We start from the raw sequence: 18,893 nt of genomic DNA on the forward strand, positions 1-18,893 counted from the left end.
GCGATGGGCACGCGCCTGCCGCTTCCGCTCAGTCTGCGCGTGCCGCTGATCGTGGCAGGGCTGATGGTGCTGATGGGGGTGATCGCTTCGCAACTGGTGGTCACCTCGCTGGTGCGCTCGCAGGAACGCCAGTTGGCCGATCTGGCGCAAAGCGAGTTCGCCACGCTGTCGACCACGCTGGCACCGCTGATCCAGCGCGAGGATCTGTGGGAGATGTTCGACGCGCTGGACCGCGCCACGTTTCAGGCAGGACGCTTCGCCCCGGCGGCGGCCAGCCTCGTGGATGCGCGCGGGCAGGTCATCGTCTCGACCCGGCCCGAGCGTCACCCGATCGGCAGCCCGGGCGTAGCCCTGATCGCGGGCGCGGTGCCGCTGGAGGATCTGTCCTATGACAATGCGCGCGAGCTGATCTCGGTCCGGCAGGTGGTGGAATACCAGGGCCGCCCGGTCGCCCAGCTTGTCATTGATTTCAACGCCTCCGAACTGGCGGCCGAGCGTCGCCGGGCCTGGTTCTGGCTGATCGCCGGGAACACGGCGGCGACCCTGATCTTGGCGCTTGCGGGCTATCTGCTGATCCGCCGGGTGCTGGCGCCGATCGGGCGGCTCTCGCGCGAGATGTCGCGATCGGGCGGCGCCTCGCAGACCTTTCCCGAGGCGATGATCCCGCGCCACGATGTCGAGCTTGCCAACCTTTACGACACCTACAACGCGATGATCCGCGCGGTCGAGGCGCGCGGCCAGACCGAGCGACGCTTGGCAGAGCGCGAGCGCTTCGTCAGCCTCGGGCGGCTGGCGGGCACGCTGGCGCATGAGATCAACAACCCGCTGGGGGGATTGCTGACCGCGGTCGATACGCTGAAACGGTTTCCCGACCGGGCCGATGTGGTCGGCAAATCGGCCGATATCCTGGAACGCGGGCTGAAGCAGATGCGCGACGTGGCGCGCGGGGCGCTGAACGTGCAGCGCAATTCGCAGGCCGGAACGCCGCTGTCCGCCGCGGATTTCGAGGATCTGCACCTGCTGATCCGCCCCGAGATCGAGCGCAAGGCGCAACGGCTGCACTGGCAGGTCGCCCCGGACGTGGCCGATTGCGGCCGCCTGCCCGCCGGGCCGGTGCGGCAGGTGGTGCTGAACCTGTTGCTGAACGCCGCGGCGGCGACCGGGCCCGGGGCCGATCTTGGCCTGATCGCGCAGCGGGACGCGGGCGGGCTGCGCCTGACGATCTGGGATAGCGGCCCCGGCCTGCCGGACCACCTGCGGCCGCGGCTTCTGAGCGATGCGCCGGTCGAGCCGGGCGACGGGCTTGGCTTGCGGCTGGTGCGCGATCTGGTGCAGAGCATGGGGGGCGGGATCGCGCTGGGTCAGACGGCGGCAGGGCAGAACGCGATCCTGATCGACCTGCCGCTGGCCGAGGACGGGACCGGAACCGATGCTTGAGGGCCGCCATATCGCGCTAGTCGAGGATGACGAGGTTCTGGGCGCGGCGCTGCTGCACCGGCTGGAACTTGAAGGCGCGCGGGTGGTCTGGCTCAAGACGCTGCACCGCGCGCTGGGTGCGCTGCGCACGCCGCGCCATCCCTTCGACGCGGTGCTCTGCGACATCCGCCTGCCCGACGGCACCGGCGAAGAGCTGTTCACCCGTCTGTGCGAACATGCCATGCCGCCGCCCTTCGTCTTCATGACCGGGCAGGGCGAGACCGACCAGGCGGTGCGGCTGCTGCGTTCGGGCGCGGCCGATTACGTCCTGAAACCGTTCGAGCCCGGCGACGTGATCGAGCGGCTGGCGCAGGTCTCGGCCCCGCTGCCGGTGTCGGGGGGCGGCGCGTGGTTCGGCATCTCGCCCGCGATCCGGGCGCTTGACGACGAGATCACGCGCATCGCCGACCGGCCCGAGCCGGTGCTGATCCTGGGCGAGGCGGGCACCGGCAAGCGCATGGTGGCGGAACGCCTGCACGCGGTTTCCGACCGGCGCGCGGCGCCCCTGGTCGCACTCGACCTGACCCGGCTTGCCCCCGCCGAGGCGCAGGCGGCGCTGTTCGACCCGCAAACCGGGGCTTTCGCGCGGGCGGGCGAGGGGATCGTCCTTCTGGAACAGATCGCGGCGGCCGATGACGCGGTGCAGGCGGCGCTGGTGACGCGCATCTGGTCTGCCGGGGCAGGCCCGCGGATCGTCGCCACCGGCGGCCCGGATCTGGGCCGGGCGGACCTGCGCCCGGATCTCTATTTCCACGTCTCGGTGCTGCGCCTTGCCATCCCGCCGCTGCGCGACCGGCCCGAGGATGCGATCTGGCTGATGACGCGGCTGTTCGAGGGGCTGAATGCCCGGCGCGACACGCCCTTGCACGGCATCTCGGCCCAGGCCGAGGCCGCTGCCCGCGCCCATGACTGGCCCGGAAACGGGCGCGAGATCCGTGCCCGTCTGATCCGCGCGATGGCGATGGCGCGGGGCGAGATGCTGTTTCCCTCGGACCTGTTCCCCGAGGGCGTGCCGGGCGCACAGGGCACCGAGGCCGGAGACAGCGCCTTTCTGTCGCTTGCCGCCACCCGCGACGCCGCCGAGAAGGCCCAGATCGAACGCGCGCTGGCCCGCTGCGAGGGCTCGCTGACCGAGGCGGCGCGGCTGTTGCAGGTCGGGCGCTCGACGCTGTGGGAAAAGATGCAGAAGCTGGGGATCACACCGCGCGAGTGAATGTCCGGATTTCCGGACGGGGGCGGGGATCGGGCGTCCGGAAATCCGGACGGCCGAAAATGATGTTTTTTCACAGAGCCTTGGCGGCCAGCACCCGCACGACTCCGTGGTATGTCACGGCATACATTACGCTAGGCTGGGCAGTGGGAGAACCAAGCCAGCAGGCGTGCCGCCATGTGCCGCGCCTGCCGCCAGGGAGGTGGGATGACCGCGATCCGCGCCAGCGACGCGCCGGGGCGAGTGCCTGCGGGACGGGTGCGCCTTGACAGGGCCGCCTGTCTCAGCGCGCAGCGCCCCGGCGCGCCTTGCACCGCCTGCGCCACGTCCTGCCCAGGCGCGGCGATCCGCATCGCCGGGCGCGATCTGCGCGTGGCCGAGGCCGCCTGTTCCGGCTGCGGCCTCTGCGCCCCGTCCTGCCCTACGGGTGCGATCACGGTGGCCGGGTTCGCGCCCGCCGCGCTTTTCGATTGCGCCCGCGTTCGCAAACCCGCCGCGGGCGCGGTCCGCCTGCCCTGCCTGGGCGGACTGACCCCCGAAACCCTGCGCGCGGCGCTGGCCCATGGCGATGTCGGGCTGATCGACCGCAGCTGGTGTGCCGCCTGCGCGCTGGGCCGGGGCAACGCCGCCCCCTGGGCCGGGGCCGTGGCCATCGTCAATGCCGAGATGCAGGCGCTGGACCTGCCCCAGCGGGTGCGCGTCCGGCCCGAACCGACGCATGTCTGGCGCGCCCGCCCCGCCCCCGCGCCCGCCGCCGACGCCCCCGCAAGGCGCGGGCTGTTCGACCGGCTGGCCCGCGCGGCGACGGCCGACCAGCCGCGCGACCCGCTGGCCGCGCTGCCCGGCACCGCACGCACCCCGGGGCCGGACGCCCGGGCCGCGCAACTCGCCGCGCTGGCGGGCGACAGGCCGCTGCCGCGCGCCCTGTTCCCGGCGCTGGAATTCACCGGGCAGCACAGCGATCTGGACGCGCTTGCACGGCTCTGCCCGACCCGGGCGCTGGCCTGCACCGAAACCGACAACGCCCGCGCGCTGATCTTCGATGCCATCGCCTGCATCGGCTGCGGCGCCTGCACGGGGTCGGGCGCGCTGCGTGCGATCCCGGCCCCCGAGGGCACCCACAAGGGCCCCGAAACGCTTGCGACCGAGCCGCGCGCGACCTGCCCCCGCTGCCGGATGCGGTTCACGCCCAGACCCGGGCAGACCGCCTGCGCGGCCTGCGCCCGCGATACCGATCTTGCCGCGCTGGCCCATGGGCTGATGCGGCCAGGATCTGCCCAGACCGACCAAGAATGACCGGGAGGAACACCAAGATGGACGAGATCAACACCAGTGTCAGCCGCCGCAGGTTCCTGCAGGCCACCGGCGTCACCGGCGCGGCCGCCGCGACGGCGGTCATGGGCGTGCCGGGCACCGGGCTGGAGGCGACCAGCGCCGAGGCCCAGACCGCCCGCGCGCAACCCAATACCGTGGTGACCAAGAACATCTGCCACCAATGCCCGGCGCGCTGCGGCATCGACGTCTACACCACCGACGGGCGGGTGCATGCGATCTATGGCACCGCCGATCACCCGATCTCGAACGGCAAGCTCTGCCCCAAGGGGCCGCTTGGCGTCTACATCCTGTATGATCCCGACCGCTGGCGCGGCCCGATGAAGCGCACCAACCCCGCCAAGGGCCGCAACGAGGATCCGGGCTTCGTGCCGATTTCCTGGGACGAGGCGCTGGACACCGTCGCCGCCCGCCTGAACGCGCTGCGCGAGGCGGGCGAAAGCCATCGCTTCGCGCTGCTTTACGGGCGCGGCTGGGGGGCGTCCTGCGCCGGGCTGCAAGGCACGTTCGGCAAGCTCTACGGCTCGCCCAATGTGGCGATCGGGCATTCCTCGATGTGCTCGGACGGCTCGATCATCTCGAAGAAGATGCTGGACGGCAATGCGGGCTACAACGCCTATGACTACGCCCACACCAACTATATCCTGATGTTCGGCGTGGGCTTCCTGGAAGCCTTTCGCCCCTACAACAACAACATGCAGGTCTGGGGCCATATCCGCGGCCGCAAATCGCCCAAGACGCGCGTCACCGCCGTCGATGTGCATGTGAACACCACGCTCGCGGCCTCGGACCGCGGCCTGCTGATCCGGCCCGGCACCGACGGCGCGCTGGCGCTGGCCATCGCCCATGTGATCCTGACCGAGGGGCTGTGGGAGAAATCCTTCGTCGGCGACTTCCGCGACGGGCGCAACCGCTTCGTGGCGGGCCAGAGCGTCAGCCCGGCGCTGTTCGAGGAGAAATGGACCCAAGGCCTGGTCGAGTGGTGGAATGTCGAGCTCAAGGACCGCACCGTCGATTGGGCCGCCGGGATCACCGACATCCCGGCCGACCGGATCCTGGCCACCGCGCGCGAGTTCGGCAGCACGCGGCCCGCGATGGCGATCTATGAACGCGGCGCCCATGCCCATTCGAACGGCATCTACAACGGCATGGCGATCCATTCGCTGAACGCGCTGGTGGGCTCAATGTATGCGGTTGGCGGGCTGATGAACCAGATGGGCCCCAGCTATGGCGCCATGCCCGCCGACGAGAACGAGTATATGGACGACTGGGCGCAGAACGGCGCCTGGAAGGACATGCCCCGCATCGACAGGAAGGGGTCGGCCGATGGCTATCTGATGGCCAACAACATGATGCAGGAGGTCGGGCCGAACCATCTGGCGGGCAATCCCTACAAGCTCGACACCATGATGTTCTACCTGACCAACCCGATCTGGACCGCCCCCAACGGCCAGGTCTGGGAGGAGGCGCTGAAGGATGTCTTCATCATCGACACCTCGCCCTTCCCGTCGGAAACCGGGCATTACGCCGACCTGATCCTGCCCGACCATACCTATCTGGAACGGTTGCAGGACGCGCCGACCTATCCCTTCCAGGGCTTCCCGATGACGCAACTTCGGGTGCCCGCGGTCGAGCCGCTCCATGACACGAAATATTATGGCGACGTGCTGATCGAGATCGGCAAGCGCATGAACGGGCCGATGGGCGAATATTACCGCGCCCTTGGCGATACCGAGAACGTGCTGCGCCACCTGGCCGAGGGCTTCCGCGCCGATCCGGGCGACAATGGCGTGACCGATTTCGAAAGCTGGAAGGAAAAGGGCGTCTGGTACAAGAAACCCTATATCTACCGGCAGGTGAACGGCACCTTCTACCGCTGGGACGGACGCGACTACACCATCGAGATGACCGAGGAGGAGGTGCAGGCGAACCTTCTGAAGACCCCCTCGGGCCGGTTCGAGTTCCGCTCCTCCCAGATGGAGGCCAACGCCGCCTGGATCGCCGAAAGGACCGGGCGCGACCCGGCCCGGCTGATGTTCCCGATCTGGGAGGAGCCGCAGCATCCCGGCGGCGGCGATCTCTTCCTTGTCACGCCCAAGGTGGCGCTGCATGCCGAGGGGCGCGGCCACAACATCCCCATGGTGATCGCGCATCTGCAACCCACCGTCGGCGGCCGCGGCGAGGCGTTCTGCGAGATCAACCCCGCAACCGCCGAGGCCCGCGGCATCGGCGATGGCGACATGGTGCGGATTTCGTCCGATGCGGGCGAGGTGACGGCCCGCGCCCGCGTCTATGCCGGGGTGCGGCCCGATACCATCGTGCTGCCGATGGAATACGGCCATTGGGCCGCCGGGCGCTGGTCAAAGGCGGTGCCGACCCAGCACAGCGGCGAATGCACCATCAACCAGTCGGACCGGGTCACCGGGCAATGCAACTACTACACGACCAAGGTCAACGTGACCAAGGCCTAGGGACGGGAGGACTCTGATATGCCCAAATGGGGAATGGTCATCGACCTTGAAACCTGCACCGGCTGCCAGGCCTGCACCACGGCCTGCGCGATGGAGAACAACCGCCTGCCGGGCGAGAACTGGCAGGACGTGCTGTTCTATTCCGAGGGCAGCTATCCCAACATGAAGCTCAGCTGGCTGCCGCGCCCCTGCATGCAGTGCGAGAACCCGTCCTGCGTGTCGGTCTGCCCGACGCGGGCCACCTACCAGACCGAGGACGGGGTGGTGCTGGTGGACTGGAACAAGTGCATCGGCTGCAAGTACTGCATGGTCGCCTGCCCCTACGGGGTGCGCTTCTACATGGACGAAAAGCCGGTGGTCGAACCCGATATCCGCGCCGCCTTTCCCGGCGAGGGGCAGCGGTCCTGGAACCCGCCCTTCAGGATGCCCGACGAATACGAGGACCCGTCGAAGGGCATCGGCATCCAGCCCAAGGGCGTCGTGTCGAAATGCACCTTCTGCTATCACAAGGTCAGCCAGGCCCCCGAAGGCGTCGCCGATCTGGACGAGGCGAACCCCGAGACCAGGGAATTCACGCCTGCCTGCGTGCGCGTCTGCGCGCCCAAGGCGCGGTTCTTCGGCGATCTCGACAATCCCGAAAGCAAGGTGAACGAGCTGATCGCCGAAAAGGGCGGCGTGCGGCTCAAGGAAGAGACCGGCAACAAGCCGAAGGTCTATTACCTGTCCGGGGGCGGCGCGCCCGTCGTGCCCGGCAAGCGATCCACGCGGTCCTGATCGGACGGGAGGAATGAACCATGGCGAGCATGACTGAAACGGCCCCCGCCGTCGAACGGGGCAATCACTTCCAGATGCACCTGATCGTGGCGCTGGCGCTTGTCGCCATCGGCGGCGGCTATGCGCTGTTCGAGTTGCTGCAATACGGAAAGGTGCAGTTCAACACCACGAATTACGGCATCTTCTGGGGCTTTCCCATCGTCGTCTACGACTACTTCCTGCTGACCTCGACGGGTCTGGCGATGGTGGCCGCGCTTTACCATGTCTTCGGCCTGGAGGAGTTCAAGTTCGTCGCCAAGCGATGCCTGTGGCTCGCGCTGGCGGGCCTGATGGGCGGGGTCGCGGTGCTGTTTCTCGAACTCGGCAACCCGTGGATCGCGCTCTGGGCCACGCCGCTGAACATGCAGACATCCTCGCCGCTGTTCTGGAAGGTGCTGCTGGTGGGGGCCTATACCGCGCTTCTGGCGATCGTGCTGCTGGGCACCATCGTCAACCGCGACGACCGGCGCAATCCGCTGATGTATGCTGTGGGCCTGCTGGCGCTGCTGATCACGCTGGCGGCGGGCTCGGTCTACGGCATGATGGCGATGCGGCCGGTCTGGTTCGGCGGCCAGTTGCCGGTGGTGTTCCTGATCGAAAGCTTCATGGGCGCGCTGGCCTTCACGGTGTTCTTCACCCATCTCAAGAACGGCTTCAACCACGACACGATGCGGCCGCAGACCCGCGCGCTGTTCGAGGGCACGCTGGCCAACATGTTCGCGATCTCGATCGCGCTGCACTTCATCCTGCATGCGGGCCGCGTCGTCACCGGGCTCTGGTCGAATGCCGAGGGCTTTCAGGTCTGGGGGCATATCGTGGCCAGCCCGCTGTTCCACTTCTCGATGTGGGGCTGCATCGCGCTGCCCTTCGTGCTGATGCTGCTGCCCGCGACGCGCCGCAACGGGATGGCGCAGATCCTCGCGGCGGCGCTGGTGATGATCGGCCTTCTGATAAGCCGTTACGAGTTCATCATCGGCGGCCAGCAGGTGACGCTGTTCAAGGGCAGCTGGTCGCCCGAGATCCTGTCCTATTCGCCCTCGATCGGGGAATGGGCGCTGCTGGTGCTGGCGGTGGGCATCGCCAATGCGGTCTATGCCTTCGCCGCCTGGAAGCTGGGCGCCGAGGAACACCGCTGAGCGCAGGACCACGGGCGGGGCGGCCATTGCGCGCCGCCCCGCCGCATCACGACAAGGGGACGACATGACCAGCCCGACCGCCGCCACCGCCTATGCACGACGCGATCTCTGGCTCTGCCTTGCGCGCGCCTTTGCGCCGCCCGCCACGGGGCCGGATTACCTGGCCAGCTTTCGCGCCGACCTGCCCGAGGACCTGGCCGCCATCGGCGACGAGATCGGTATGCATCTGGGCGCCGAGATCGCCGGTTTCCGCGCCGCCGCCGCCCGGATCGCCGCGCCGATGGACCTGCAACGGCTCTATGCCGCGCTGTTCCTGACCCCGCCGACCCCGGTCATGGTCAATACCTGCTTCTACATCGACGGCGGGTTGAAAGGCGCCAGCGAACAGGGGCTGGAACAGGCCTATGCCCGCCACGGCTTTCAACGCCACACCCATTTCAGCGACCTCAACGACACCGTCGGCGTGCAGGGCGATTTCCTCGCGCTGCTCTACGACCGCGCGGGCGACAAGGCGACGGCGGGCGACGACATCGCCGCGCGCGCCTATCTGGCCGAGGCCGAGGCTTTCATCGCCGACTTTCCCTGCCGCTGGATCACGCCCTTGCTGCGCGATCTGGAAACGGTCTGCCGCAGCCATGACCTGAACCAGGCCTATGCGCATCTGGCGCGCATCATCTGGCTGGCGGTCGAGAGCGCGATGAAGGCCCCCGAGAGCGCCGGGATCAAGGACGGCATGGCGCAACTGCCCGCCGGATCGGCCCGCGGCATCGGCGCGCTGACCGCCGCGGACCTGGCCGAGATCGCCTATCGGCTGGAGCGGGACGGGCTGTCCTGGGGCCATGTCACGCTGCATGAGGGCTGGGACGACGCGGTATTCGCGGCGCGGCAGGTCAAGGGAGAGGGCGTTGAAACGGTCGATTGAGATCGCGGCCGCGACCCTTGCGCTGACGCTTGCGGCACCGCCCGCATTGCCCTGGTCCTGCGCCTCGGACGAGCCGCTGGCGGCAACCGCGACGCCCGAGGACCGCGAACGGATCGCGGCCGAGATCGCCCGCCAGCGCGCGCTGGCCGAGGCGATGGACTGCATAGCGGCGGGCCGCGCCGACTGTCCCGCGATGCCCGCGCTGACGCCCGTGGGGGCACAAGCTGGCCAATGAACCGATCCGCGTGATCGCGCTGATCTGCCTGGCGCTGGCCACCCCCCTTCAGGCGGAAATGGGCGGCGAGGATTACCGCAGCGGGGCGGGTGCCCTGAGCGCGGAGGAACGCGCCGCCGCCCGCGCCCGTCTGGCCGAGCAGATCGCCGCCGAACGCGCCCGCGCCGAGGAGGCCGCCCGCCGCGCAAGCGAGGACGCCGCCCGCCTTGCCGCCGAGCGCGCCGCCCTGCCCCGCGCCGAACGGCTGATCGAGGCGCGCTGCCGCACCTGCCACGACCGCGCCAGATCGACGCCGCGCGGCTGGGGACACTGGGCTGGACCTTCACGGTGATGCGCATGGACCTGCTGAACGGCGCCCGCCTGCAACCCGGCGACCGGGCCGAGATCGTCCGCCACCTCGCCGCCCGCAACCCCGAGCGCACGCGCCTGGAATGGGCCGTGGCGGCGGTGGCGGCTTTATCGGCCCTGCTGCTGGCCTTCGCCCTTCGTCGCCGGAGGCGCGGCGGGGCACACTGAGGAAAGGCCGCGTATCGCCGGACCGGACAGGACGGTCCGCCGTCCGCGCGCTGTCAGCGCCATGCGCGACCGGAGCCCGTTGTCCTCGCCAGAGAGTCGGAGAACGGCATCACGACCGCCCTGCCCTCGGCGCGCCAGCGCCTGATGCCACCTTCGATGTGATCGACATGGCGAAAACCCGACTTTTCGAGGAGGGGCAGGACAGCCTGGGTCCGACGGCCGCTTCGACAAACAAGCAGGATCGGCGCATCGGGACCGACCTCGGCCGCCAGAGCAGCGACGAAGCGATCCGCATCGTAGGAACCATCTTCGGCAAAGAACGTCATCAGGATCGCATCCTCGATCACGCCAGTCGCGTGCCACTCCGCCGCCGTGCGGATATCCACGATGACGGGCTCTGACGCCCAGCCACCCGATGGTGCGCATAGCACCAGACAGGCGCACACCATGCCAAACCACTTGCACATCATGGTCGCCACCTCTCGCCGCCTGCCATCCATATGCCCGATCCCGCAAGAACGGACGAAACCCCGTTCGCCCACCCTCAGGGAGATGAACCGCAGCAGCGCCGCCCGGTCAACTGCCCCTTCCCGCAGATGCCCCAAAAGAATGTGAACAGGCATGGCAACCCGATCCCTTGCCCCGGGGGTAGATGGGATCGGCATTGGGCACCGATGGGGGCCGACTTCGACACCGAACGACGCCGAACTTGGCCGTCACCCCTCGGCCCGCCATGGCCGGAACGGACGACAGCGGTTCTGGCCCGATCCGCCTTCGGCACGAGGGAGTGGTCTCAGAAACTACCCAGCAACGTGCCCAGCGTCACCAGCACGATCAGCGCCAGAACCGGGATCGCCACCGCAACCATGGCAACGTCGCCATAGGCCTGCCGGTGGGTCAGCCCGCAGATCGTCAGAAGGGTGATCACCGCACCATTATGCGGCAGCGCATCCAGCCCGCCAGTGGCCACGGCCGTCACCCGGTGCAACAGGTCGGGCGATATCCCGGCCGCCGCGCCCATCTCGCGATAGGTTTCGCCAAGCGTCGCAAGCGCGATCGACATCCCACCCGAGGCCGATCCGGTCATGCCGGCCAGAAGGCTCGTGCCCACCGCCAGCGAGATCAGGGGATTGTCGCCGCCCACCGTCACCACCCAGTCGCGGATCATGCCGAAGGCGGAAAGCGAGGCGATCACGGCCCCGAATCCCACAAGGCTCGCGGTGTTGAAGATGGGCTTAAGCGCGTCAGACGCGCCCCGTTCCAGCGTGTCGGCCAGGCCATCGGCCAGCCGCCGCCAGTTCAGCGCCACCAGCGCCAGCGAGGCCAGCGTCAGCGCCGCGATGATCGACCAGACCCCGCGCAACGCGCCGATATCGGTCTGGCCGTATTCAGGCCGGGCCAGATAGCCCGTGTCCATCGTCGGGATCACCGCAAAGGTGAAACCGAGGTTCAGCACCAGCACAAGCACAAGCGGCGCTGCCGCCACGCCCAGCGGGGGCGCCGCCCGCCCGTCCGTCCCGGTGCCGTCCTGCGGCGCGTCGCCATAGCCCGGTCCCAGCGCCCGGGCGCGGTATTCCAGCCAGGCCCAGCCCAGCCCCAGCATCAACGCCCCGCAGATCACCCCGAGTCCCGGCGCGGCGAAGGGGGTGGTGCCGAAATAGGGCATCGGAATGGCGTTCTGGATTGCCGGTGTACCCGGCAGCGCCGTCATGGTGAAGGTAAAGGCCCCCAGCGCGATCGTGGCCGGGATCAGCACCTTGGGCAGTTCGGCCTCGCGGAACAGCGCCGAGGCGATGGGCCAGACGGCGAAAGCCACCACGAACAGCGACACGCCGCCATAGGTCATCACCGCACAGGAAAGGATCACCGCAAGGATCGCACGGCGTGGCCCCAACCCGCGGATGATGCCATCGGCCAGCGCCCGCGCCGAGCCCGAGGCCTCCATCAGCTTACCGAACACCGCGCCCAGCAGGAAAAGCGGGAAGTACTGGATGACGAAGCCGCCGGTGGCCTGCATGAATACCTGCGTATAGCTGGCCAGCACCGGCCCGCCCTCGGCCAGCAATACCGCCAGCAGCGCCAGCGCCGGGGCCAGCAGCAGCAGGCTGAGGCCGCGATAGGCCAGCCACATCAGCGCCCCCAGCGCCATGGCGATGACAAGGATGCCGACCATCGCCTAGCCCGCCCGCACGGCGGATCTGCATCCGGCCGACCCGCAGGCACGATGGCCGGGGGCGATGGCCTTGCGATGATCCTGTCCGGGCATGTGATTTCCATGCTGCATTGCGGCATGAATATCCTGACGGAAGGTCCGGGGCAATGGTGCCCTTCGCCGCCGCTGCCTAGACCCGGACGACCGAGCGGTGTCAGGATCGCGACCGGCATCGGCCCTGCCGTTCCATCCTGCCCCGGTCTGTGCGATGACATGGCATGGACGACGCATACCAAGATCGGGACGCGGCCGTGACGCTCGCGCGGGAGGGGGACGGGTGGCGGCTCTCGCTGTCCGGGCGGCCCGACCTGCGCAGGATGCCAGGCATCCTCGCGGCACTTGGCCGCGTCGAGGGCGGTCCGCTGGAAATCGACCTTGCAGCGGTCGACCGGATCGACACGGCGGTCGCCTGGGCCATCCTGCGCACCATCGAGGACCGCGAAAGGCACGGGCTGGGCACGCGAATCGAAGGCGCGCGCGATCCTGTTGCCCGGCTTCTCGACACGGTCCGCTCGGCCCTTCCCCAGCCCGAGCCTTCGCCGCAGCGCCCTGTCGGGATACGGGCGCAGCTTGAGCAATTCGGCCGCTCCGTCGTGGGGATCGGATCCTCGCTCCGCGAGGTCTCGGGCACTCTCGGACTGTTTCTTGCGCGCTTCGGCCAGTCGCTTGCCCGGCCGTCCCGGTTTCCGCTGACCGCGCTGGTCCATCACTGCGAGGATGTCGGCTACCGCGCGGTGCCGATCGTGTCGCTGATGGCCTTCCTGATCGGCGTCGTCCTGGCCTTTCAGGGCTCGGCCCAGTTGCGCCAGTTCGGGGCCGAGGTCTTCGTCGTCGATCTGATCGCGATCTCGATCCTGCGCGAGTTGGGCATTCTGCTGACCGCGATCATCGTCGCGGGGCGCACCGCCTCGGCCTTCACCGCCGCGATCGGGTCGATGAAGATGCGCGAGGAGATCGACGCGATGCGCACGCTGGGGATCGACCCCGGCATGTCGCTGGTCCTGCCCCGGGTTCTGGCGCTGGTCCTGATGCTGCCGATCCTGGGCCTGATCGCCAATGTCGCGGGGCTTGCGGGCGGGTTGCTGATGTCGTGGATCGAACTGGGGATCTCGCCGGCGATCTTCCTGACCCGGCTGGTCGAGAACACGGATGTGACGCATGTCTTCGTCGGCCTCGTCAAGGCGCCGGTCTTTGCCGTCGTCATCGGCGTGATCGGCTGCCGGGCGGGACTGGCCGTGGGCTCGACGGCCGAATCTCTCGGCCGCATGACCTCGGGCGCGGTGGTCGCGGCGATCTTCGCGGTCATCGTCACCGACGCGGTCTTTTCGGTCTTCTTCGCGGAAATGGGGATATGACGATGGCAGAGACGGTCATCGCCGTCCGGGGCCTGAGAAACCAGTTCGGCAGCCTTGTCGTTCATGACGGCCTGGATCTGGATGTTCACCGGGGCGAAATCCTGGGTGTCGTCGGCGGATCGGGCACCGGCAAGTCGGTTCTGCTGCGCAGCATCGCGGGGCTGAACCGTCCCGCCGCCGGAAGCGTGACCATGCTGGGCCTCGACATGGGCGCGGCGAGCGAGGCGGAGCTGGCCGCTCTTGGCCAGAGGATCGGCGTCATGTTCCAGGATGGCGCGCTGTTCTCGTCGCTGACCGTCCGCGAGAATGTCGAGGTGCCGCTGAGATCGGTGCCCGGCCTCGATGCGCAAACCCGCGAGGCGCTGGCCCGTCTCAAGATCTCGCTTTCGGGCCTGCCCTGGAACGCCGGGGACAAGTACCCGTCCGAACTGTCGGGTGGGATGCGGAAACGGGCGGGTCTGGCCCGCGCGCTCGCGCTGGACCCCGAGATCGTCTTCCTCGACGAGCCGACAGCCGGTCTGGATCCGATCGGCGCCGCCGCGTTCGACGCCCTCATCCGAGATCTCAGCCGGAACCTCGGGCTGACCGTCTTTCTGGTGACCCACGATCTGGACACGCTTTACGCGGTCTGCGACCGGATCGCGGTGATTGCCGAAAAGAAGGTTCTGGTGACCGGAACGCTCGACGACATGCTTGACGTCGATCACCCTTGGGTGCGCGACTATTTCTTGGGGCCGCGGGGGCGGGCCGCGCGCGACGCCGTTGAGTCCGCGCCCGCAAATGGGTAGGCCTGGATGATGGAAACCCGCGCGAATTATGTCCTTATCGGCGCCTTCACCCTTCTGGGCTTTGTCGGGCTGCTTGCCTTCTTCCTCTGGTTCGCCCGGGTCGAGCTGAACCGCCAGTTCGCCTATTACGATGTCGAGTTTCCGACCGTCTCGGGCCTGTCGGACGCTTCCGAGGTGCGCTTCAGCGGGCTGCCGGTGGGCAAGGTCGTCGATGTGCGTCTGTCGCCCGAGCGCACCGGCCGGATTCGCGTCCGCATCGAGGTCAGCGCCGAAACCCCGGTACGCACCAGTTCGGTCGCGACGATCGAATCCCAAGGTGTCACCGGCGTTTCCTATGTGGGGCTGTCGTCCGGAGATCCGGCCGATCCGCTCCTGGACGATGTCGCAGGCGACGGTGTGCCCTTCATCGAGTCGGGACGTTCGGTGCTTCAGACCCTCAGCGAGGATGCCCCGGCCATCGTGGAGGAGGCGCTGGTCGCCGCGCGCCAGTTGACCGGCCTTCTCGGACCCGAGAACCAGGGCCGCATATCTTCGATCCTGGAGAATCTCGACCGCTCCTCCGCCGATCTCGGACAGGCGCTCGACAGCTTTTCGAAAGTCACGGATACCGTCGCAAGCTCGACCGAGCAGATCGCCGCCTTCGCGACTCGGCTCGAAGATATATCGGCGGCCGCAACGACCGCGCTTGAAACCGCCGACGGCACGCTGCGCGAGGTCACCGAGCTCGCGCGACGGGCGGGGACCACGCTGGATGCAGGTGATGCGGCACTGGACAGCGGACGGGCGACGCTCGACTCTGCCAATCTTTTCATCCGCGAACAGCTTCCGCCTGTTCTGGAGGATGTGACGCTGACCACCGCCGCGCTGCGCGAGGAAATCGCGGCCCTCGGGACCGACGCCCGCGCCATGATGACCGAGTTCCGCATGACCGGAACCCTGGCGAACACCCGGTTGACCGAGGCCCGGCAGACGCTTCAGGCAACCGACGACATGCTTGCCGTCATGACGGACTCGCTTGCCTCGCTCGACCGCGCTGCGGATCAGCTTGACAGCTTCATCGCCACCGACGCCACGCCGCTGGTCGCGGATGCACGCGCGCTGATCGCCAATGCCGATCGCGTCGTGGCCTCGGCGGCCACCCTCGCCGAGAACGAGTTGCCGACGATCCTCGAAGACATCCGCACCGCCGCCGCCACCGCCGCGCGCACGGTCGAGACGGTCGGCGCGGACCTTTCCACCGCCGCGGGACGGGCCGACGCAATCTCGGCCGACGCCTCGTCCGCGCTTGCAAGCGTCACCGACACCTTTACCCGGGCGAACGCGACGCTCGACCGGCTGAACACCACGCTGGAAACGGGCGATCAGGCGCTGGCCGCAGCCGACCGCGCCTTTGCATCGGCCGACCGGGTGCTACGCGAGGAGATCGGCCAGATGACGGCAAGCCTGCGCGACACGCTTGCCCGGCTCGACACCGCCATCGACCAGGTTTCGGCCGACGTGCCGGTGATCGCGGGGCAGATCAGGGAAACCGCGGAACGGGCCAACAGCGCCTTCGGCGAGATCGAGCGCACCGCGACGAGCCTTGGCCCGCCGCTGCGCAGCTTCGCGGGCGAGGGCCTGCCGCAATATGCCCGCCTCGCGCGCGAGACCCGCGACCTGGTCGACCGGCTCGACCGGCTGATCCGCCAGATCGACCGCAATCCGGCGCGGTTCCTGCTGGGTGGCGAAGACCCGGTCTACAGACGATGAGGATGCCCATGAACCGACGCCTTCTGCTTGTCGCCCTGTCTGCCACCGCCCTGTCCGGCTGTTCGGCAATCGGGGCGCTGAACACGGCAAGCGCTGCGCTCGACGTCTACCAGTTGCGCGCGCCGGATTTCGGCCCGGTGGCGACGGGGCGGCCCCAGAGCCTGAGCGTGGTGATCGAGGTGCCGACGGCCAGCGGCGCGCTCGATACCGACCGCATCCTCATCCGGCCCACGCCTTCGCAGATCCAGTATCTGAGCGATGCCCGCTGGGCCGAAACCGCCCCGGTCATGGTGCAGACCGCGCTGGTCGAGGGGCTGGAGCGGTCGGGCGCCTTCCGCTTCGTCGCTCGGCGTCCGCTGGGCGCATCGGGGGATTATGCGCTCGTCACGTTGCTGCGCGATTTCCAGGCCGAGATCGACCCCGCGACAGGGCAGAGCATGGTCAGGATCGCGCTTACCGCACGCCTTGTGCGCGAAAGCGATGCCGCGATCGTCGCCTTGCAGACCTTCTCTGCCGAAATGCCCGCGGCAAGCACGCGCACGCCCGACCTGATCGCCGCCTTCCAGACCGCCTCGGACCGCACGCTTGACGCTATCATGCGCTGGCTGCTTGTCACGCGGAACGTGGGCGTCGCCCGGTCCTGACGCCCGCAGCAGCGACTCATGGCGCCGTTTCGCCTACACGGCGGGCGATGGCGGTCACCGCACCGGCCATGGCCAGCACCGCGTCGTGCAGGGCTGTCATTGGCACCGTTTCGGCGGGATGGTGACTGATCCCGCCTGCGCAGGCGGTGAAAATCATCCCCACCGGGCACAGATCGGCCATAGCGGACGTGTCATGCGTGGCGCCGGATGGCAGAAGCCGCGCACGCCCCGTGGTTGCGTGGACGGCGCCGGACAGCAGATCCCGAAGCGAAGGATCGCAGGGGGTTGCGGGCTGCGCATAGGATCGCGTTATCGCATGTGCGATCTGACGGCGGGTGGCGATCTCTGCCACCCGGGCCGTGATCTCTTCGGCGGCTCCTGCCCGCACCGCATCCGAAGGCGAGCGGATCTCGATGGTCAGCGCCACCTCGCCGGGGACCGCGTTCACGACACCCGGGCGCAGTTCCAACATGCCGACGGTCGCCAGCACGCCATCGCTTTCCCGCGCGACGCGTTCAACGGCCAGGACGATCTCGGCGGCGGCGGCAAGCGCGTCGCGGCGCAGGGACATCGGCACCGTTCCTGCGTGGGCGGCCTGTCCGGTCAAGCGGACGCTGTGGCGTTCGATCCCGCTGATGGCCGTCACCACGCCCAGGGTCAGCCCTTCGTCTTCCAGGACCGGCCCCTGTTCCAGGTGGCATTCGATCCATCCCAGCACCTGCGCCGGATCTCGTTTCAGCCCCGGCAGCGCATCGGGCGCCAGCCCGAAGCCCGCCATGGCCTCGCGCAGCGCCTGCCCGGCACCGTCGCGCAGCTCCAGCGCGGCCATGTCGAACGTATCGGCCAGAACGCGCGGCCCCATCAGCGCGGTCGGAAAGCGGACGCCCTCTTCGTCGGCAAAGGCCAGGACCTCGACCGCGAAGGGCGGCACGAAGCCGTCCGCACGCAGCTTCATCATGGCAAGCGCGCAGACCACGACCCCCATAATCCCGTCATAACCCCCTCCCTCGCACACGCTGTCCTGATGCGACCCCATCAGCAGGGCCGGTGCGCCCGGCGGCCCGTCGCACCGACCGATCAGCGTGCCCGCCGCATCAAGCGAGACCGAAAGGCCCGCCTCACGCATCAACTCGGTCAGAACCGCCAGCGCCGCCCGGTGTTCCGGCGAGAACGGCAGCCGCGTCACCCCCGGACCGGGTTCCGAACACTGCGCAAGACGGTCCAGCCAGGCCTGTGCCTGCGCGCCCCAATCGGCCTCAGACATGGGGACGGTCCGGATCGCGGCGGGTCGGCACGGTGGGCAGCCAGTCGGCATAGGCACCGGTGAGGGTGCGGGCATGCAGATCCTGTAGGGCGGTAACGGGCGTTTCCGACCAGTCCACCCGCAAGCTCAACGGCGGGGCATCGTCGGCCACCACCAGAAGCGCGGCCGATTGCAGCCCGCGCGTGTCGCCCCCCGCCGCCGCGGCCGCGGCGAGGGCAGCCAGAAGGCGGTCGGGCAACGACCCCGAAGCGGCAAGAAATCCGTCGCGCAGGGCATCCAGAACCTCGGGTCCGGCCAGCAGGTTGCCCGACACGACCAGTCCCGGCGCGACGATCTGTCCGCGCCAGCCGGTGTTCCGGCTGCCGGTGCGCGCGGCGGTCTGCCCGGCCCGGTCCAGCGCCGCGATCTGGCGCCACTCCCGTCCGGGATCGCCGCAGGTGACCCGCACCACGGCCTGTTCGGCCGACAGCCCGTTCCGCATCAGGATCAGGATATCCTCACCCCACATGGTCGAGGGGGCGGCCCCTTGCGAGGCCGACAGGCCCGCGCGCGAATCGCCACGCAGCACCCAGCCGCCCACGCAAAGCGATCCGGTCGCCGCCGCCCCGCCCATCGCGCCGGTGCCCAAATCACGGGCAAGAATCGAGAATGTCATCGCATACGCTCCCACGGATAGCCCGAATTATCATGATAATTTTGACGCGTTCAAATTATCACGATAAATTTTTCCGAAAAGCGACACGCGCACAGAAACACAGATCAGGGAGTGC

At 68.8% G+C, this 18,893-nt stretch carries 18 protein-coding genes; 14 read left to right on the forward strand and 4 right to left on the reverse strand.

Features of this window, described 5'->3' with window-relative positions; translation table 11 throughout:
- Positions 1–3 precede the first annotated feature (3 nt).
- The 10 genes from EV216_RS03245 to EV216_RS18550 all read left to right on the forward strand — a co-directional run bounded on the left by EV216_RS03245 (position 4) and on the right by EV216_RS18550 (position 10,111).
- Positions 4–1,437 carry an ATP-binding protein gene (locus tag EV216_RS03245; protein WP_132693626.1) on the forward strand — a complete coding sequence of 478 codons (1,434 nt, stop codon included), beginning with the start codon at positions 4–6 and terminating at the stop codon, positions 1,435–1,437.
- Positions 1,430–2,689: a sigma-54-dependent transcriptional regulator gene (locus tag EV216_RS03250; protein WP_132693627.1), complete on the forward strand. Its 1,260-nt coding sequence runs from the start codon at positions 1,430–1,432 to the stop codon at positions 2,687–2,689. Before EV216_RS03245 ends, EV216_RS03250 begins: the two co-directional genes overlap by 8 nt.
- A gap of 204 nt (positions 2,690–2,893) precedes the next feature.
- Positions 2,894–3,982, forward strand: coding sequence for an indolepyruvate ferredoxin oxidoreductase subunit alpha (locus EV216_RS03255; protein WP_165899126.1), 1,089 nt, complete (start codon positions 2,894–2,896; stop codon positions 3,980–3,982).
- On the forward strand, positions 3,979–6,489 hold the full coding sequence (locus EV216_RS03260) for a molybdopterin-dependent oxidoreductase (RefSeq protein WP_207893964.1): 2,511 nt from the start codon (positions 3,979–3,981) through the stop codon (positions 6,487–6,489). The genes EV216_RS03255 and EV216_RS03260 overlap by 4 nt, the downstream gene beginning before the upstream one ends.
- An 18-nt stretch (positions 6,490–6,507) precedes the next feature.
- Positions 6,508–7,263: a 4Fe-4S dicluster domain-containing protein gene (locus EV216_RS03265; protein WP_207893965.1), complete on the forward strand. Its 756-nt coding sequence runs from the start codon at positions 6,508–6,510 to the stop codon at positions 7,261–7,263.
- Between the two features lie 20 nt (positions 7,264–7,283).
- Positions 7,284–8,438: an NrfD/PsrC family molybdoenzyme membrane anchor subunit gene (gene nrfD, locus EV216_RS03270; RefSeq protein WP_132693629.1), complete on the forward strand. Its 1,155-nt coding sequence runs from the start codon at positions 7,284–7,286 to the stop codon at positions 8,436–8,438.
- Between the two features lie 64 nt (positions 8,439–8,502).
- Positions 8,503–9,360 (forward strand): molecular chaperone TorD family protein, encoded by an 858-nt coding sequence (locus EV216_RS03275; protein WP_165899127.1) that lies wholly within the window; start codon positions 8,503–8,505, stop codon positions 9,358–9,360.
- The gene (locus tag EV216_RS03280; protein ID WP_132693631.1) at positions 9,344–9,595 is read left to right on the forward strand and encodes a hypothetical protein; all 252 of its coding nucleotides are present in this window, start codon (positions 9,344–9,346) and stop codon (positions 9,593–9,595) included. Before EV216_RS03275 ends, EV216_RS03280 begins: the two co-directional genes overlap by 17 nt.
- A 10-nt stretch (positions 9,596–9,605) precedes the next feature.
- Positions 9,606–9,926 (forward strand): hypothetical protein, encoded by a 321-nt coding sequence (locus EV216_RS18545; RefSeq protein ID WP_132693632.1) that lies wholly within the window; start codon positions 9,606–9,608, stop codon positions 9,924–9,926.
- Positions 9,927–9,931: 5 nt separating this feature from the next.
- A complete protein-coding gene (locus EV216_RS18550; protein WP_243641947.1) occupies positions 9,932–10,111 on the forward strand; it encodes a hypothetical protein in 180 nt (59 codons plus the stop codon).
- Positions 10,112–10,164: 53 nt separating this feature from the next.
- Here EV216_RS18550 and EV216_RS03295 read toward each other — a convergent pair whose 3' ends face one another.
- Both EV216_RS03295 and EV216_RS03300 read right to left on the reverse strand, forming a co-directional pair.
- A complete protein-coding gene (locus EV216_RS03295) occupies positions 10,165–10,734 on the reverse strand; it encodes a rhodanese-like domain-containing protein (RefSeq protein WP_165899128.1) in 570 nt (189 codons plus the stop codon).
- 170 nt (positions 10,735–10,904) lie between these two features.
- Entirely contained in the window at positions 10,905–12,284 is a 1,380-nt protein-coding gene (locus EV216_RS03300) for a GntP family permease (RefSeq protein ID WP_132693635.1), read from the reverse strand.
- A 356-nt stretch (positions 12,285–12,640) separates the two neighbouring features.
- Here EV216_RS03300 and EV216_RS03305 point away from each other — a divergent pair, with 356 nt between their 5' ends.
- The 4 genes from EV216_RS03305 to EV216_RS03320 are packed head-to-tail and all read left to right on the forward strand — an operon-like array spanning position 12,641 to position 16,859.
- A complete protein-coding gene (locus EV216_RS03305) occupies positions 12,641–13,678 on the forward strand; it encodes an ABC transporter permease (protein ID WP_243641951.1) in 1,038 nt (345 codons plus the stop codon).
- Positions 13,679–13,680: 2 nt separating this feature from the next.
- Positions 13,681–14,466 carry an ABC transporter ATP-binding protein gene (locus EV216_RS03310; RefSeq protein WP_132693637.1) on the forward strand — a complete coding sequence of 262 codons (786 nt, stop codon included), beginning with the start codon at positions 13,681–13,683 and terminating at the stop codon, positions 14,464–14,466.
- Between the two features lie 9 nt (positions 14,467–14,475).
- Positions 14,476–16,215: an MlaD family protein gene (locus EV216_RS03315; protein ID WP_165899129.1), complete on the forward strand. Its 1,740-nt coding sequence runs from the start codon at positions 14,476–14,478 to the stop codon at positions 16,213–16,215.
- A gap of 8 nt (positions 16,216–16,223) precedes the next feature.
- A complete protein-coding gene (locus EV216_RS03320; protein WP_243641948.1) occupies positions 16,224–16,859 on the forward strand; it encodes an ABC-type transport auxiliary lipoprotein family protein in 636 nt (211 codons plus the stop codon).
- A gap of 16 nt (positions 16,860–16,875) precedes the next feature.
- Here EV216_RS03320 and EV216_RS03325 read toward each other — a convergent pair whose 3' ends face one another.
- Both EV216_RS03325 and EV216_RS03330 read right to left on the reverse strand, forming a co-directional pair.
- A complete protein-coding gene (locus tag EV216_RS03325; protein ID WP_165899130.1) occupies positions 16,876–18,123 on the reverse strand; it encodes a M20 family metallo-hydrolase in 1,248 nt (415 codons plus the stop codon).
- Positions 18,116–18,778, reverse strand: coding sequence for a DUF1028 domain-containing protein (locus EV216_RS03330; RefSeq protein ID WP_132693641.1), 663 nt, complete (start codon positions 18,776–18,778; stop codon positions 18,116–18,118). Before EV216_RS03330 ends, EV216_RS03325 begins: the two co-directional genes overlap by 8 nt.
- Between the last annotated feature and the right edge of the window lie 115 nt (positions 18,779–18,893).

The sequence above is a fragment of the Rhodovulum steppense genome (assembly GCF_004339675.1).
Lineage (GTDB): Bacteria > Pseudomonadota > Alphaproteobacteria > Rhodobacterales > Rhodobacteraceae > Rhodovulum > Rhodovulum steppense.